The sequence below is a fragment of the Nocardiopsis sp. LDBS1602 genome, from assembly GCF_035818715.1.
Taxonomy (GTDB): Bacteria; Actinomycetota; Actinomycetes; order Streptosporangiales; family Streptosporangiaceae; genus Nocardiopsis; species Nocardiopsis alba.
Window position 1 is genome coordinate 516,926 of sequence record NZ_JAYLVW010000001.1, and the last position, 14,630, is coordinate 531,555.

The 14,630-nt window shown below is 70.9% G+C and carries 14 protein-coding genes; 6 read left to right on the forward strand and 8 right to left on the reverse strand.

Translation table 11 applies throughout. From position 1 onward, the window contains the following. Window positions 1-45: 45 nt before the first annotated feature. Window positions 46-1,221 carry an MFS transporter gene (locus U9J66_RS02470; RefSeq protein ID WP_326336901.1) on the reverse strand — a complete coding sequence of 392 codons (1,176 nt, stop codon included), beginning with the start codon at window positions 1,219-1,221 and terminating at the stop codon, window positions 46-48. Window positions 1,222-1,276: 55 nt separating this feature from the next. Between U9J66_RS02470 and U9J66_RS02475 the strand changes: the two genes are divergently transcribed. Further along, window positions 1,277-1,843, forward strand: a complete 567-nt coding sequence (locus U9J66_RS02475; RefSeq protein ID WP_017534866.1) for a CGNR zinc finger domain-containing protein — start codon at window positions 1,277-1,279, stop codon at window positions 1,841-1,843. Here the strand turns inward: U9J66_RS02475 and ddaH are convergent. Then, a complete protein-coding gene (gene ddaH, locus U9J66_RS02480) occupies window positions 1,840-2,628 on the reverse strand; it encodes a dimethylargininase (protein ID WP_161112003.1) in 789 nt (262 codons plus the stop codon). The genes U9J66_RS02475 and ddaH overlap by 4 nt on opposite strands. Window positions 2,629-2,770: 142 nt before the next feature. Between ddaH and U9J66_RS02485 the strand changes: the two genes are divergently transcribed. Continuing rightward, complete coding sequence (locus U9J66_RS02485) at window positions 2,771-3,919, forward strand: NAD(P)/FAD-dependent oxidoreductase (RefSeq protein WP_161112573.1); 1,149 nt, start codon at window positions 2,771-2,773, stop codon at window positions 3,917-3,919. Between the two features lie 47 nt (window positions 3,920-3,966). Further along, entirely contained in the window at window positions 3,967-4,248 is a 282-nt protein-coding gene (locus U9J66_RS02490) for a YiaA/YiaB family inner membrane protein (protein ID WP_014912919.1), read from the forward strand. A 51-nt stretch (window positions 4,249-4,299) separates the two neighbouring features. Here the strand turns inward: U9J66_RS02490 and bioB are convergent, their stop codons facing one another. Further along, the gene (gene bioB / locus U9J66_RS02495) at window positions 4,300-5,361 is read right to left on the reverse strand and encodes a biotin synthase BioB (RefSeq protein WP_326336902.1); all 1,062 of its coding nucleotides are present in this window, start codon (window positions 5,359-5,361) and stop codon (window positions 4,300-4,302) included. Between the two features lie 99 nt (window positions 5,362-5,460). Next, on the reverse strand, window positions 5,461-5,931 hold the full coding sequence (locus U9J66_RS02500) for a hypothetical protein (RefSeq protein ID WP_202421796.1): 471 nt from the start codon (window positions 5,929-5,931) through the stop codon (window positions 5,461-5,463). Between the two features lie 188 nt (window positions 5,932-6,119). Here U9J66_RS02500 and U9J66_RS02505 point away from each other — a divergent pair, with 188 nt between their 5' ends. Further along, entirely contained in the window at window positions 6,120-6,848 is a 729-nt protein-coding gene (locus tag U9J66_RS02505; protein WP_326336903.1) for a hypothetical protein, read from the forward strand. A gap of 204 nt (window positions 6,849-7,052) precedes the next feature. Beyond that, window positions 7,053-8,411, forward strand: a complete 1,359-nt coding sequence (locus U9J66_RS02510) for a sugar porter family MFS transporter (protein WP_234305760.1) — start codon at window positions 7,053-7,055, stop codon at window positions 8,409-8,411. 150 nt (window positions 8,412-8,561) lie between these two features. Here the strand turns inward: U9J66_RS02510 and U9J66_RS02515 are convergent, their stop codons facing one another. From U9J66_RS02515 to U9J66_RS02525, 3 genes are all read right to left on the reverse strand, one after another. After that, window positions 8,562-9,314, reverse strand: coding sequence for an amidohydrolase family protein (locus tag U9J66_RS02515; RefSeq protein ID WP_326336904.1), 753 nt, complete (start codon window positions 9,312-9,314; stop codon window positions 8,562-8,564). Window positions 9,315-9,505: 191 nt separating this feature from the next. Next, the gene (locus U9J66_RS02520) at window positions 9,506-11,182 is read right to left on the reverse strand and encodes an ABC-F family ATP-binding cassette domain-containing protein (RefSeq protein WP_326336905.1); all 1,677 of its coding nucleotides are present in this window, start codon (window positions 11,180-11,182) and stop codon (window positions 9,506-9,508) included. 274 nt (window positions 11,183-11,456) lie between these two features. Then, on the reverse strand, window positions 11,457-11,702 hold the full coding sequence (locus tag U9J66_RS02525; protein WP_014913419.1) for an SHOCT domain-containing protein: 246 nt from the start codon (window positions 11,700-11,702) through the stop codon (window positions 11,457-11,459). A 195-nt stretch (window positions 11,703-11,897) separates the two neighbouring features. On the opposite strand from U9J66_RS02525, the gene pabB reads away from it, so the two are divergent. Continuing rightward, entirely contained in the window at window positions 11,898-13,922 is a 2,025-nt protein-coding gene (gene pabB / locus U9J66_RS02530) for an aminodeoxychorismate synthase component I (RefSeq protein WP_326336906.1), read from the forward strand. 24 nt (window positions 13,923-13,946) lie between these two features. Here the strand turns inward: pabB and U9J66_RS02535 are convergent, their stop codons facing one another. After that, complete coding sequence (locus U9J66_RS02535) at window positions 13,947-14,546, reverse strand: TetR/AcrR family transcriptional regulator (RefSeq protein WP_017534855.1); 600 nt, start codon at window positions 14,544-14,546, stop codon at window positions 13,947-13,949. Window positions 14,547-14,630: the final 84 nt, after the last annotated feature.

A 14,630-nucleotide genomic window follows, 5' to 3' on the forward strand; every position in this document is an offset into this window, starting at 1 on the left:
GAGTGGCGGCCGGAATCGGTCCTCCACTACGAGGACCTCACGAGATCAACCCCGAGAACCCGATCGGGGCCGCATCAGCAGGTGGGTCAGCGCCGCCGCCCCCTGGAACGCCGCGGCCAGGGCCGAACAGAGCGCGGGGGAGAGGTCGGCCGCGGGTCCGGCCAGGGCGGCGCCGAGCGCGAAGGCGCTCACCTTCACGCTGGCGGCGGTGGTGAACACCTGGGAACGCAGACGTTCGGGGGCCTCCCGACGCCGTACCGCGAGCAGAGCGGCCAGCTGTGGACCCTCCGCCGTGCCCACGAGCGCCACCGCGAGCAGGAGCCAGAGCGCGGAGGGCGCCACCGCCGCCCCCGTCACGCCCACGCACTGGACCAGGACGCACACGAACACCACGGTCTCCGGGCGGGTCCGAAGAGGGCGGCGGACGGTCACCAGGTTGGCGGCCAGGGAGCCCACCGCCATCAATGCCAGCAACAGCGCCCCCTGCGCCGCCCCGCCGAGCGTCCGCTCCCCGAGTACGGGGGTGGCGACCACGAAGGCCCCGGTTCCGGCGATCGAGATCGTGGAGACCGCGGTGACCCGCGCCAGGGTCCGGTTCCCCAGCACCGCGCGGACACCGGAGACCAATTCGGCGATCAGAGGGACGCGTTCGGGAGGGCGCTTACGATCGGGCAGGGCCAACGCCGCGGGCACCGCCAGGGCGACGAGGGCCGCCGCGACCACGACCGAGGTCAGGGCACCGAACCCCAGCGCGACCGCCCCGGCCAGGGCGGGCCCCACCAGGGAGGCGGCGCCGAAGGTCATCGCGTCCCAGGTACTCGCCCCGGTCGCCCTCGAAGCGGAGACCACCCGGGGCAGTTGGGCGGTCCACCCTCCGGACAGCGCCGGACTCGGCAGCCCCACGATCAGGGCCAAGACCACCACCGGCGCCACGTGCAGGCGCCCCACAAGCAGGGCGACGGCCACCAGACCCAGCGCGTACAGCACCAGCAGGATCGCGAGCAGCCGTCCCGGACGCCGGGACCGGTCCAGGGCCACACCGACCAGAGGGCCGCCGATCGCGGCGGTGGCGGTCACCCCCGCCAACAGGGCCGAACCCGTGGCCGCGCTTCCGGTGACCGCGACCCCCAGCAGCAGGAGGGCCGGCCCCGAGGCCTCGTCCCCCGTACGCGCGGCCGTCGCTCCGCACAGATAGCGCACCGTCGCATAACGCTCGCTCATCCACGGAAAACTACAAAGTAACGAGAAAGAACTCCATGGGCGTTACATTGGAGTCATGGCACCCGGAGAACCCTTCGTCGAGCCGACCCCGGTGGGTTCCACCAGGGCCTTGGCCGAACGCACCACCGACCTGCTCAACGCGCTCGCCGACCGGACCACGGACGCGACGACGATCACCACGATCCTGACCAGGCACGGAGAGATCGACCCCGAGCTGGACGAGGAGGACGTCGCGGCCCTGCGCGAGGTCGCCGTCGAACTGCGCCACGTACTGGCCGCCGACACCCTGGAGAGGACGGCCACCCGACTCAACACCCTGCTCGCGCGCGAGGCCCGCCCACCACGCCTGGCCGACCACGGGGGAAGCCACCCGTGGCACCTGCACGCCGACAGCGACGACGAGGCGCCCTGGGACGAATGGTTCGCGGCCTCCACCGGCCTGTTCCTGGCCTCGCTCGTCTCCCAGCGGCAACGCCTGCCCGGCGGGGTGTGCGCGGCGCGCGACTGCGAACGGGTCTTCGTCGACACCGCCCACGGCAGCGGACGACGCTACTGCTCTCGCCGCTGCGCCACCCGCACCCGGGTCGCCGCCCACCGTCGAGCCCGAGGCCGCACCTCCTAGCCCAGCGAGGCCTCGGGGATCAGGACGCTCAGGCAGGTCACGCATCCTTCGAGCTTCTCGAACTCGGAGATGTCCACCGGCAGCACCCGCAGATGCTCGGCGGTCAGCAGATGCACGGTCTCCGTGGCGGCGGCACTGACCAGCACGTCGCGCCCGCCCAAGGGGACGACGTGGGCGCCGGGCTCCTCCGCGACCGGGCGGATCGGCGGCAGGTCGGCCGACTCCACCGCCTCCGGCAGACCGATCAACGAACCGTCCGGCAGCGCGGTGACCGCCGACTTCAGGTGCAGGACCCGCCCCAGACGGACCCGACGCACCTCGCGGCCCAAGGGCGCCAGCAGCCGTTCGAGCTGGTCGGCGCCCTCCTCGTCGGTCCTGCCGCCCACACCCACGTAGACGGTGTTCCCGACCTGGAGGACGTCGCCCCCGTCCAGGTTCCCGGGCTTCTCGATCCGGGCCACCCTCAACCCGAGGGAACGGGCGGCCCGCTCGGCGCCCTCGACCTCACCACGCCGCTCCCGGGCCCCCGGCCTGGTGACCACGGCCAGGTTCTCGCACACCACCAGGGTGTCCTCCACGAACACCGCGTCGGGGTGCTCGGGGGCCGGATCCACCTCCACCACCCGCCACCCCGCCGAGGCCAGCGTCTCCTGATAGATCGTGTACTGACGTGCGGCGAGCACCGGATCCACCACGGAGCGGGAGAGATGGGTGACGATGCCCTCGGACAGTCGGTGCCCCGGCGGCCGGGTCAGGGCGATCCCACGATAGGTGTAGCCGTCCAATGCGTTCTCCTGCTGTGTTAGGGGAAGGGAGCCGGACTCCGCGATGGGGCCGCAGCCTATCCGCGTCCTTTCCCGGGATCGGTGATCGGCACGCGGGGTGGGCGACTTGTCCCGGGACGTTCTCCCAGGCAGGCTGGACCCCATGGACGTGATCGTGGTCGGCGGCGGCATCGTGGGAACCAGCGCGGCGTTCCACCTGGCGGGCAAGGGCGTGTCCACCGCGTTGGTGGACGCCGCCCACGCGGGCCAGGCCACCGCGGCGGGGACCGGCATCGTCTTCCCCTGGCCCTTCCCCTGGGACGACCCGCGGGAGCAGGAGTTCAAACTGCGCGCCGCCGAGCACTATCCGCGTCTCATGGCCGAACTGGCCGAGGACGGGCATCCGGCCGGCTACGAGGTCGTCGGCGGGCTGTCGGTCGACCGCGAGGGGGACGACTCCGGGTTCGACCTGCTCGACACGTTGTCGCGCCGCCCGGAGTTCTCCACCATGGGACGCGTGGAACGCCTCGCCCCGGGCGAGCCGCGCGCCCACTTCCCACTGATCCCCGAGGAGTACGGCGGCGTATACATCGAGGGCATGGCCCGGGTGAACGGCCGTACCGCCCGATCCGCGCTGTTCGACGCGGCCGAGGAGCGCGGACTGCGCTACTTCAAGGGTGACGCGCGCCTGCTGTGGAACGGACACCGGGTGACCGGCGTCCGCGTGGGCACCGAGGACCTGGAGGCCGACACGGTGATCGTCGCGGCCGGCGCCTGGTCCACCGAACTCCTCGCGGTGACCGGCGTCGACCTGGGCGTACATCCGATCCGCGGCCAGATGACGCACTTCTCCCTCCCCGGCCGGGACACCCGATCCTGGCCGGTGGTGCGGTTCGGCGAACGCGACTACTACGTGAGCGCCGCCGCGCCGGATCGCGTGGTCACCGGGGGCACCGTGGAACCCGAGGCGGGCTTCGACCGCAGGGTGACCGCCTCGGGGCTGCTGGAGAACCTGTCCACCGCCCTGGAGGTCCTGCCCGAACTGGGCGAGGCCACCGTGGTCGAGACCAGGGTCGGTTTTCGCCCCGGAACCCACGACGGACGCCTCTCCCTCGGGCCGATCGAACGGCTGCCCGGGGTCGTGGTCGCCACCGGCGCGGGCTCCCAGGGGCTGACCTTCGGCCCCTTCCAAGGGCTGGTCGCGGCCCGGCTGGCGATGGGGCAGGACCCGGGCGTCGACCTGTCCGCCTTCGTCCCCGACCGCGCGCAGAGCCCCACCTGGGGCCGCCCGGGAGGAACCCGGCAGGGTTGAGTAGGCGTACTCAGGCTCGGAACGGCGCGAAGGCCCAGGATGGGGGTATGAGCACCCCCACTCCTCTTCCCAGGTCCACCGCCCAGTTCTACCTCCAGGCGATCATCGCCTTCGCGGTCTCCTCCATCGGCGTCACCGTCGGCATCTTCTACCTGCCCGTCGACCCCTGGGTCCGCGCCTTCCTCGGGATGAGCGTCCTGTTCGTCATCACCTCCACGTTCACCCTGGCCAAGTGCGTCCGCGACCGTCAGGAGGATCTGATCGCGGCCGAGCAGGCCCAGTACCACCAGCAGATGCCGATCTGGCAGGGCGACCCCGTCCGCTCCTGAGACGCCCGGGGCGGCACCGGATCCCTTCCGGTGCCGCCCCGAGAACGGTGTTCAGACGTTGGGCGGAAGGTCGGTGCCCGCGCCCCGTCGCCGTGCGCGCGGCGGGGCGTGCCCCGTGGGGGAGACCGCCTTCTCACCGGCACCGCGGACCTGGAGCCCCGCGTCGGCGATCATCGCCAGATCGTCCCGACCGGCCTGCCCCTCGCTGGTGAGGTAGTCGCCCAGGAAGATCGAATCGGCGATGTGCAGCCCCAAGGGTTGCGACGAGCGCAGATGCATCTCCCGACCGCCCGCCAGCCGCACCTCCACGTCGGGGAAGACGAAGCGGGTCGCGGCCAGGATCCGCAGACAGCGCGGGGGCGTCAACTCCCAGGTGCCCTCCAGGGGCGTGCCCTCGAAGGGCATGAGGAAGTTGACCGGCACCGAGTCCGGTTCCAGCTCCCGTAGGGCGAACAGGGCGTCGATCAGGTCCTCGTCGCTCTCGCTCATCCCCACGATCAGCCCCGAACAGGGGGAGAGGCCGGCGTGGGTCGCGCTCCGTACCGTCGCCACCCGATCCGCGAAGTCGTGGGTGGAGCAGATGTCGGAGTAGCGTTCCTCGGAGGTGTTGAGGTTGTGGTTGTAGGCGTCCACGCCCGCCTCGCGCAGCCGGTCGGCCTGCCCCTCGGAGAGCAGCCCCAGACAGGCGCACACCTCGACGTCGGGGTGGTCCCGCTTGATGCCCTCCACCGTCGGGGCCAGACGGTCCACGTCGCGGTCGGTGGGGCCGCGGCCACTGGCCACCAGACACACGCGGGCCGCACCCGCGGCGACCCCGTGGGAGGCCAGCTCACGGGTCCGGTCGGGGTCGAGCCAGGTGTACTTGACGATCCCGGCCCGGGACCCCAGGCGCTGGGAGCAGTAGGAGCAGTCCTCCGGGCACAGGCCGCTCTTGACGTTGACGAGGTAGTTGAGCTTGACGAGCCGTCCGAAGTGGTGATGGCGGACCCTGGACGCCGCCGCGACCAGCTCCATCAGCTCGTCGTCGGAACCCTTCAGGACCCGGAGGAGCTCGTCACGGGTGGGCGGCAGGCGTCGTAGGGCCTTCTCTGCGAGGGAATCGAATGTCGTCACGCCCTCGATCCTGGACGCGACACGGGTGCCCTGACAGCCACCGAACCCGCCAGGTTTCGGGCCGAGTTCTTGTGCGGTCGAGACCATCGACGTACGGGATCAGGCCCGGCTCCACACGGCGGGATAGGCCGGAAGGGGACGGCGGAACTCCGTCAGGGCGCCGTACCACAGGGGGAGGGCGCACACCGCCCCGGCCGCGATCGACCAGGCCGGACTCCAGGGCACGAACACGCCGAGAAGGAGCACGACCGGGAAGAGGACCGTGAAGGTCCAGCGGGGCAGCGTGTGGCGGGGACGGCTCATGAACGGGGCCACGGTCGCGACGGTCCGGCGCTTCCACACCGGCCCCAGGAGTACCAGGGTCGCCACGAAGAAGGGGAGAGCGAGAGGAAAACCCTCGCCCTGAAGCCACTCCGCGCCCACCAGGAACACCGACAGAGCCGCCGAGACACCGGACACCAACCCCGCCCCCGCACAGAAACGCAGGTAGGAGCGGCGCAACAGCCGGGCCTGCTCCCGGTGCTCACGCCAGGCCCGCTCACCCAGGGGCGTGCCGATCAAAGAGGTCATGCGCGTCCACGACGCCACGGCCTCGTCGAGAAGGGAGGGTCGAACAGGGGGTGCGGACACATCGACTCCGTTCCAGGAGGCGGGGCGAGGGGTCGACCCCGTCACGAAGCACCTTATACACAGACGTTCCCGCCCACCGCTGTGTAGCATCGAGGCCCCGCACCCGAACGAACCCCCCGGGACCTCACATGTGCGACACCGCCCTCGCCCGCGCCGAAGTCCTCGCGAGCGTCCTCTACTCCGACCACGACCACGACGAGAGCGTGAAGCTCGCCCGAACGCTGGAGCGGGAACACGGCGAGGATCCATGGTCCCACTACGTCCTGGGCATGGCCCTGGGCATCCGATACGTCGCCGAGGGCGACCGCGCCGACCTCGACGGCGGCCTGGAACACCTGCGCGAGGCGATCCGTCTGGGCGGGAGCGAGGACCCCGACGCCGCCACGTTCCGACAGCAACTCGCCGGGGCGCTGGGCGTGCGGTGGTCCCGCGCCCTCATGGAGGACCCGGACACCGACCCCGCCGAGCTGGCGGAGGCCCTGGACGTGGCCCGTGAGGGGCTGGCGATGACCGACGCCCACAGCCCCCACCTGCCGGACCGGCTGACCCAGGTGGCCGAGCTGCTCGCCCAGGGGGCGGCCGGCCCCGAGGGGCTCACCGAAGCGGTCGAGCTCATCGAAGGCGCGCTCTCCGAAGCCCACCCGGACGACCCGCGACTGTCGAGGTTCCAGCACTCCCACGCCCGGATCCTGTCGCTCGCCGCGGCCCGCCCCGGAGCGGACCCCGCCCTGGCCGAGGCCGCCGAGACCTCCGCGCTCAAGGCGGGCGACCTCGCCCCCGCCTACGATCCGGCCCAGGCCGGGATCGCCGCGACGATCCGGTCCGCCCGGATGTTCCGGATCCGAAGCGCCGGCTGAACACCGCCCCGCCACTGTGCCCCGAGGCGAATATCGGAGAGTGTTCGACCACTCCAGCGTTGCGTCCCCCGTTCGCCGCCGCCGTTGGGCACCGTGGTGCCGACAGGGCCTCGGGTGCGCCCTGGAAAGGAGCTCTCGTTGAGAGAAACCGGTAGGAGCGGGGCGGGACACCACGACGGTGGCGCCGACCTCGCCCACGTGACCATGATCGCCGCGGCCGCCGCGATGGGCGGCTTCCTGTTCGGCTACGACAGCGCCGTCATCAATGGCGCCGTCGACGCCATCCAGGCCCACTTCCAGGTGGGGGCGGGCGTCCTCGGCTTCACCGTCGCCTCGGCGCTGTTGGGCTGTGTGGTGGGCGCCGCCACCGCCGGTAACATCGCCGACCGTCTGGGGCGTATCCGCGTCATGCAGATCGCCGGCGTGCTGTTCGCGGTCAGCGCGATCGGCTCGGCGCTGCCCTTCAGCGTCTGGGACCTGACCTTCTGGCGGATCCTGGGCGGGGTGGCCATCGGTATGGCCTCCGTGATCGCCCCCACCTACATCGCCGAGGTCTCCCCGGCCGCCTATCGAGGGCGTCTGGCCTCCCTGCAACAGCTCGCCATCGTGCTGGGGATCGCCGCCTCACAGCTGGTCAACTACGCCATCGCCGCGGGGGCCGGCGGAAGCGCGCGCGACACGATCGGCCCGCTCCAGGCATGGCAGTGGATGCTCGGCGTGGAGATGCTGCCCGCCCTGGTCTACCTGGCGTTGAGCCTGGTCATACCGGAATCGCCCCGATATCTGGTGCGATTGGGCCGGGTCGACCAGGCACGGCGGATCCTGGAGGACGTCGAGGGCGGCGGCGAGGCCAGGGTCGACCGTCGGATCAACGAGATCCGTGAGGCTCTGGGGTCGGAGGTCCGCCCCCGGCTGCGCGACCTGACCGGACGCTACGGTCTACTGCCCATCGTGTGGATCGGTATGGCCGTCTCGGCCTTCCAACAGTTGGTGGGCATCAACGTCATCTTCTACTACTCCAGCTCCCTGTGGCAGTCGGTGGGGGTGGCCGAGGGCGACTCCCTGCTGTTGAGCCTGTTCACCTCGGTGGTCAACATCATCGGTACCGTCATCGCGATCATGCTGGTGGACCGGGTGGGACGAAAGCCCCTGCTGCTGGTGGGATCGGCCGGGATGACGGTGGCGTTGGCGATCGCCGCCTTCGCGTTCTCGCACGCCCAGGTCCAAGGTGACACGGTCACGCTCCCCTTCGCCTGGGGTGCGGTGGCCCTGGTGTCCGCGAGCTCCTTCGTGCTGTTCTTCGCCCTGTCCTGGGGTGTGGTGGTGTGGGTGCTGCTGGGGGAGATGTTCCCGCTGCGCATCCGCGCGGCCGCCATGGGCGTGGCCACCGCGACCCAGTGGCTGACCAACTGGCTCATCACGGTCAGCTTCCCGAGCCTGCGGGACTGGAGCCTGCCCGGCGCCTACATGATGTACTCGGGCTTCGCGCTGCTGTCCTTCCTCTTCGTGCTCAAGTTCGTTCGTGAGACGAAGGGCAAGACGCTGGAGGAGATGACCGGCTGAGACCGGTCCGAGAGTGATCGCCGCCCTTCGAGGATCCCGTTCCGGGCCCTTCGAAGGGCGGCGTCTCACGTTCGGCCGCCCCCGAAGGCCCCACTCGCCACGGGTGAGCTCACTCGGAGAGAGGAACGGTCCGTGCCGGAGCGCCGCTGGTCAAAGGCGGTAGAAGGCCGCGGCGTTGTCGTGGAGCACCGCGTCCAGGTGCTCGCCGGCGGCCTCGGCCACCAGCTCCAGGTCCGTGTCGGCGAAGGGGCGCCGCGCCCGCGTGGAGGGAAGGTCGGTGCCGACCATCAGCGCGGTCGGATCGACCTCGAGCACGGCCCGCATCGCCTCGAAAGGGTCCAGGTCGACGCGCCCGAAGCCGGTGGCCTTGACCCGCGTCCCCCGTTCGACCAGCCGCAGCAGGGTGGGCAGCCCCTCGGCGTGCAGCCCCATGTGGTCCACGCTCACGGACGGCAGGGCCGCCACGGTCGAGGCGATCTCGTCCAGGTCGCGGGCGTCGACGTAGAGCTCGGTGTGCATACCGGCCACCTCGTGGACCCGGCGGGCCAGGGCGTCCAGGTGTTCCAGCCCCGCGGAGCCGCCTCGTCGCAGGTTGAACCGGACGGCGCGCACCCCACGTTCGGCGAGTTCGACGACGCGCGCGTCAGGGGTGTCGTACGGAATCTGTGTGACGCCGACGAAACCGGGCCCCAGCTCCTTCAGGGCGTGGAGCAGGTAGTCCTGATCGAAGCCCTGGAAGGAACCGGAGACCACCGCCCCTCCCACCACCCCGAGAGCGTCCACACGCCGGCGGTACAGCTCGACGGTGAACTCCTCGGGCAGGTAGCCCTCGTTGGGGATCAAGGGGAAACGAGGGTCGATGATGTGCAGATGGGCGTCGAAGAACGGCCGGGGAGTGCTCACGGCGGGTCGCCTCTCGGGAAGTCGACGTCGGACCCCGGACTCTACCGAGCCCTCGACGTCACGCCCCGGAAGGCACCGCCCCGCCCGGTGAACGCCCTCTCCGGACGGAGGCACGGATCCTCCGCGCCGGAAGGCGACCCCGGCCGCGCTGTGGGGCGTGTCCCCGAAGGAACACGCCCCACAGCGCGACGTCAGTCCTCCTCGCCCCGTGCCGGCACCCGGCCCTCCAGTAGGTCGCGCACCTCCTCGGCGTCGGTCTCGCGCAGCTCCTCGTCCAGGAACAGCCAACGGGTGACGCCGATCGACTCCAGGAACGGCAGATCGTGGCCGGCCACCAACAGGGCCCCCTCGTAGGCGGACAGCGCGCCGATCAGCTGGCGGACGCTGGACACGTCCAGGTTGTTGGTGGGCTCGTCCATGATCAGCAGTTGCGGCGCCGGTGACGCCAGCATGGTCATCGCCAGGGTCGCCCGGAACCGTTCCCCGCCCGAGAGCGTTCCCGCCTCCTGGTCGGCCCGCGCGCCCCGGAACAGGAACTTCGCCAGCTGGGCACGGATGTCCTGCGGGGGCACGTTCGGCGCGGCCCGCTCCACGTTCTCGGACACCGACAGATCCTCGTCCAACAGATCCAGCCGCTGGGGCAGGAAACGCACCGGCACCGTGACGCGGGCCTCGCCCTCCGCCGGCTCCAGCTCCCCGGCCAGGGTCCGCATGAAGGAGGTCTTGCCGGCCCCGTTGCGGCCCACCAAGGCGATCCGCTCGGGTCCGCGGATCGTCAGATCGGCTTCGGAGAGACGTCCGTACCGAGGGCGTAGTCCGCTCACCCGGGCCACGTCCCGACCGGCGGGCACGACGGTGTGCGGCAGCTCCACCCGGATCTCGGCGTCCTTGCGGATGGCCCCCTCGGCCTCCTCCTTGCGGTCGCGTGCCTGTTGGAGCCGGTCCTCGTGCAGTCCCTTGAGCCTGCCGGCCGACTCCTGGGCCGAACGCTTGAGGTTGCCGGCGACGATCTTGGGGATGCCCCCTTGGGCGTCCAACTTCTTGCTCTGCCGTCGACGGCGGGCCAGCTTGATCTGGGTCTCCTCCATCTCCTTCTTCTGTTTGCGCAGGTCGGACTCGGCCGCGCGCAGGGTCCGTTCGGCCGCCTCCCGCTGGACGTCCAAAGCCTCCTGGTAGGCGGACCAGCCGCCTCCGTACCAGGTGATCTCACCCTTGCGGAGTTCGGCGGTGCGGTCGACCCGCTCCAGCAGGTCCAGATCGTGGCTGACCACGATCAGGGTGCCCGAGCGCCAGGAGTCCACGGCGTCGTACAGACGTCGTCGGGCGAACAGGTCGAGGTTGTTGGTGGGTTCGTCGAGCAGCAGCACGTCGGGGCGTTCCATGAGCAGCGCGGCCAGGCGCAGCAGCACGGTCTCCCCGCCGGAGAGCCGACCCACGGTGCGGTCCAACCCGATGCCGTCCAGCCCCAGGGTGCCCAGGGTGGCCATGGCGCGTTCCTCGACGTCCCAGTCGTCGCCGATGATCTCGAAGTTGGTCTCGCTCGCGTCCCCGGCTTCGATCGCGTTGAGCGCGGCGCGCTTGTCGGCGATGCCCAGGGCCCGATCCACCGTCAGGTCGGTGTCCAGCGTGATGTTCTGCGGCAGGTAGGACAGGTGGCCGTGGACGGTCACCGCCCCGTGCGCCGGGGTGAGCACCCCGGCCATCAGGCGCATCAGGGTCGACTTGCCCGAGCCGTTGACGCCGACCAGGCCGGTGCGTCCCCGTCCCACGGCCATGGACAGGCCGTCGAAGACGGTGGTGTCGTCGGCCCAGCGGAAGGTCAGGTCGGAGCAGGTCACCGAGGCGTCGGAGGTGACGGGAAATGACATGGTGTTCTCGCAGACGGAAGCGTGATGGGAAAGGGCTTCGTATGCGAGCACCACGCGGCCGACGGCCGGGCAGAGAGGTGAAGGGATCCTGAGGAACGAGGGACGGCCCATGCACCGAGGTTGCAACCACGCGAAGAAGACGACCGGGGGTCGTACCGCGTGATGATCGCGAACCTCAGATGCGCAACGTCCACCTCATTCGTAGACAACAGGACGTGAGTACTTTACCCACCCCGGCTCGGCTGTCAACCATGGCGCCGTCGTGCCGTGGGTCTCATCTCTCCAGGTCGATTCTTCGTTGGAGGAACTCCTCCCGGTCGATCTCTCCTCTGGCGTAACGCATCCGTAGTTCCTGTTCGGCGGGGTCCAGAGGCGGGGGAGCGGGCGGGTACGGCTCGTCCGGCCGGTCGACGGTGCGACGGCCTCGGGCGGAAGTTCCGGCCTCTCCCGCGAGGAGCACGAAGAAGAAGGCCAGGGGCAGGATGACCAGGATCATGATCATCGCGATGAAGACGGGCATGGGTCCCCTCCCGTGGTCCGCGCGAGAGACGGCTCTCCCTCGCCCTCACCTCCTTGTCTACCCTTCCGGAGGGGAGCGCACCAGGGGGAAGGTGGACCTGTGGACAGCGACCACGGGTGCACGTTTCGTCCCTTATCGCCGTAATCTGGGTTGCCGCGATCCGGAATCCGCTCGACCTCGGGAAGAAGGGGCGGAATGCGCGTCCTCCTCGTGGACAACCACGACTCGTACACATTCAACGTCTTCCAACTCCTGGCCCGTGTCCTGGGCGAGGAGCCGCGCGTGCTCGCCAACGACGCCGCGGAATGGGAGGGGTTCGACCCCGCCTCGGTGGACGCGGTCGTGGTGTCACCGGGCCCCGGGCATCCCGCCGTCGCCCGCGACCTGGGACGGGTCCCCGCGCTGTTGAGCCGCCTGGACCTCCCCGTCCTGGGGGTCTGCCTGGGTCACCAGGCCATCGCGCACCTGGCCGGGGCACGGGTCGATTCGGCCCCCGAGCCCCGCCACGGTCACCTGAGCCGTATCCGCCACACCGGTACCGGACTCTTCGCCGGCGTGCCCCAGGACTTCACCGCCGTGCGCTACCACTCGCTGGCGGTCTCCGAACCCCTTCCCGACACCTTGCGGGCGACCGCCTGGGCCGAGGACGGGGTGATCATGGCCCTGGAACACCGCGATCTGCCCCGATGGGGGGTCCAGTTCCACCCGGAGTCGATCTCCGGGGAGTACGGCGCGGAACTGATCTCCGGCTTCCTCGACCTGGCCCGACCGCACGCCCGACGTCGCCCCTCCCTCGCCACGGTCCCCACGCCCCCGCGCGCGCTCGGCCCCGAGACCGCGCCCCTCCACGTCGCGGAGATCGATCGGGCCGTGGACACCGAACACGCCTTCGTCCACCTGTACTCCGACGCCGAGTACGCGTTCTGGCTGGACAGCTCCCGCCCGGAGGGGCCGGCCCGCTTCTCCTTCCTCGGCGCGGCCGAGGGCCCCACCGCCGAGGTGCTCACCTACGACGTTGGCGACGAGGGCGTCCGCGTACGCACCCCCTCGGGTGTCTCGACGGAACCCGGCACCGTCTTCGACGCCCTGGAACGCCGCACCGGACACGCTCCCCGCCCCACCGGCCTCCCCTTCGACCTCGCCGGGGGATACGTGGGGTACCTGGGGTACGAGCTCAAGGCCGACAGCGGGGCCTCGAACACCCACACCGCCGCGACCCCCGACGCCGTGTGGATGCGGTGCGACCGACTCGTGGCCGTGGACCACCACGAGGACCGCACCTACGTGGTCTCCTCCGAAGGAGGTGACGAGGGCAGGGTCTGGGTCGAGGCCACCCGGGCCACCCTGGTCGACCTGCCCGCACCTTCGCCCCCGCCGCCCGGCGCGGCCCCCGCCCACCTGCCCGACCTGCTCGAACGCCCGGGTCCGGGCTACGTCGAGGACGTGAAGACCTGCCTGGGATATCTCGCCGAGGGGGAGAGCTACGAGATCTGCCTGACCGACCGGGTCCATCTGCCGGACCTGGGGGAGGGCGACGATCTGGACTTCTACCGTCGACTGCGCGCCGCCGCCCCGGCCCCCTACGCGTCCTTCCTGCGGCTGGGGGAGGTGACCGTCATGAGCGCCTCGCCCGAGCGGTTCCTGCGGGTGGGCTCCGACCGGGTGGCCGAGAGCCGCCCGATCAAGGGCACCGCCGCGCGTCACGCGGACCCCGAGGTCGACGCCCGGATCGCCGAGGAGCTGAGGCTGGGGGCCAAGACCCGCGCCGAGAACCTCATGATCGTGGACCTGCTCCGCAACGATCTGGGGCGTGTGTGCGAGATCGGTTCGGTGGAGGTGCCGGCCTTCATGTACGTGGAGTCGCACGCCACCGTCCACCAGCTGGTCTCCACGATCCAGGGGCGTCTGCGTCCGGAGGTGACGACCCTGGAGGCCGTGCGCGCCTGTTTTCCCGCCGGTTCGATGACCGGCGCCCCCAAGGAGCGCACGATGGAGATCATCGACCGGTTGGAGGGCTCGGCGAGGGGCGTGTACTCGGGCGCCCTGGGCTATGTGTCGCACACCGGCGAGGCCGACCTGAGCGTGGTCATCCGCACGGCGGTGCGGGCCGGCTCAGAGGTGACCGTGGGGGCGGGAGGGGCGATCGTCCTGGACTCGGTCCCGGAGGAGGAGTACGAGGAGATGCTGCTCAAGGCGGGTGTTCCCGCACGGGGACGCTGACCCCTCCCGGGCGGCCCCTCTCGCTCAGGGCCCGAAGGCCCGTAGGGCGGTGTCGACGAGGGCGTCGGCGTACTCGGCGGTGAGCGGACCGGAACGGTGCAGCCAGCGCTGGAAGAGCGGGGCGTAGAGCGTTTCGAGCATCAGGTCGAGGTCGGCGTCGGGGGAGAGCTCACCGGCCTCGCGCGCGCTGAGCAGGCGCGCCCTCTTGGCCTCGTCCAAAGGTCGGGCGAACTCCTCCCGGTATCGGGCGGCGAGGGTCTCGTTGTCGGAGACGGCGGTGTTGACGGCGCGCATCAGCCGGTCGAAGGCCGGATCGGTGAACTCCTCTACGGTGGCGCGCAGGACGAGCCGCAGATCGGCCCGCAGATCCCCGGTGTCCGGAAGCGCGATGTCGTCTCCGTCCCGGTTCTCGCCGAGGGCGAGGATGGCCGCGAAGACGACCGCGTCCTTGGAGGGCCAGCGTCGGTAGATGGTCTGTTTACCGACCCCGGCCCGGGAGGCGATGGCCTCGATCGAGACCCCGTCGTAGCCCTCCTCGGCCACCAGGGCCCGGGTGGCCTCCAGGATGGCCCGTCGTGAACGCTCCTTGCGCCGGGAGTGGTCCGGCCCCTTGTTGTCGGTCATGGCCTCAGCGTACCCCCAAAAAGAAACGAGACGGTCCGTTTTGAATGTGTTCGCGCATCCGTCCACGAACCTCCCGAAGACGCC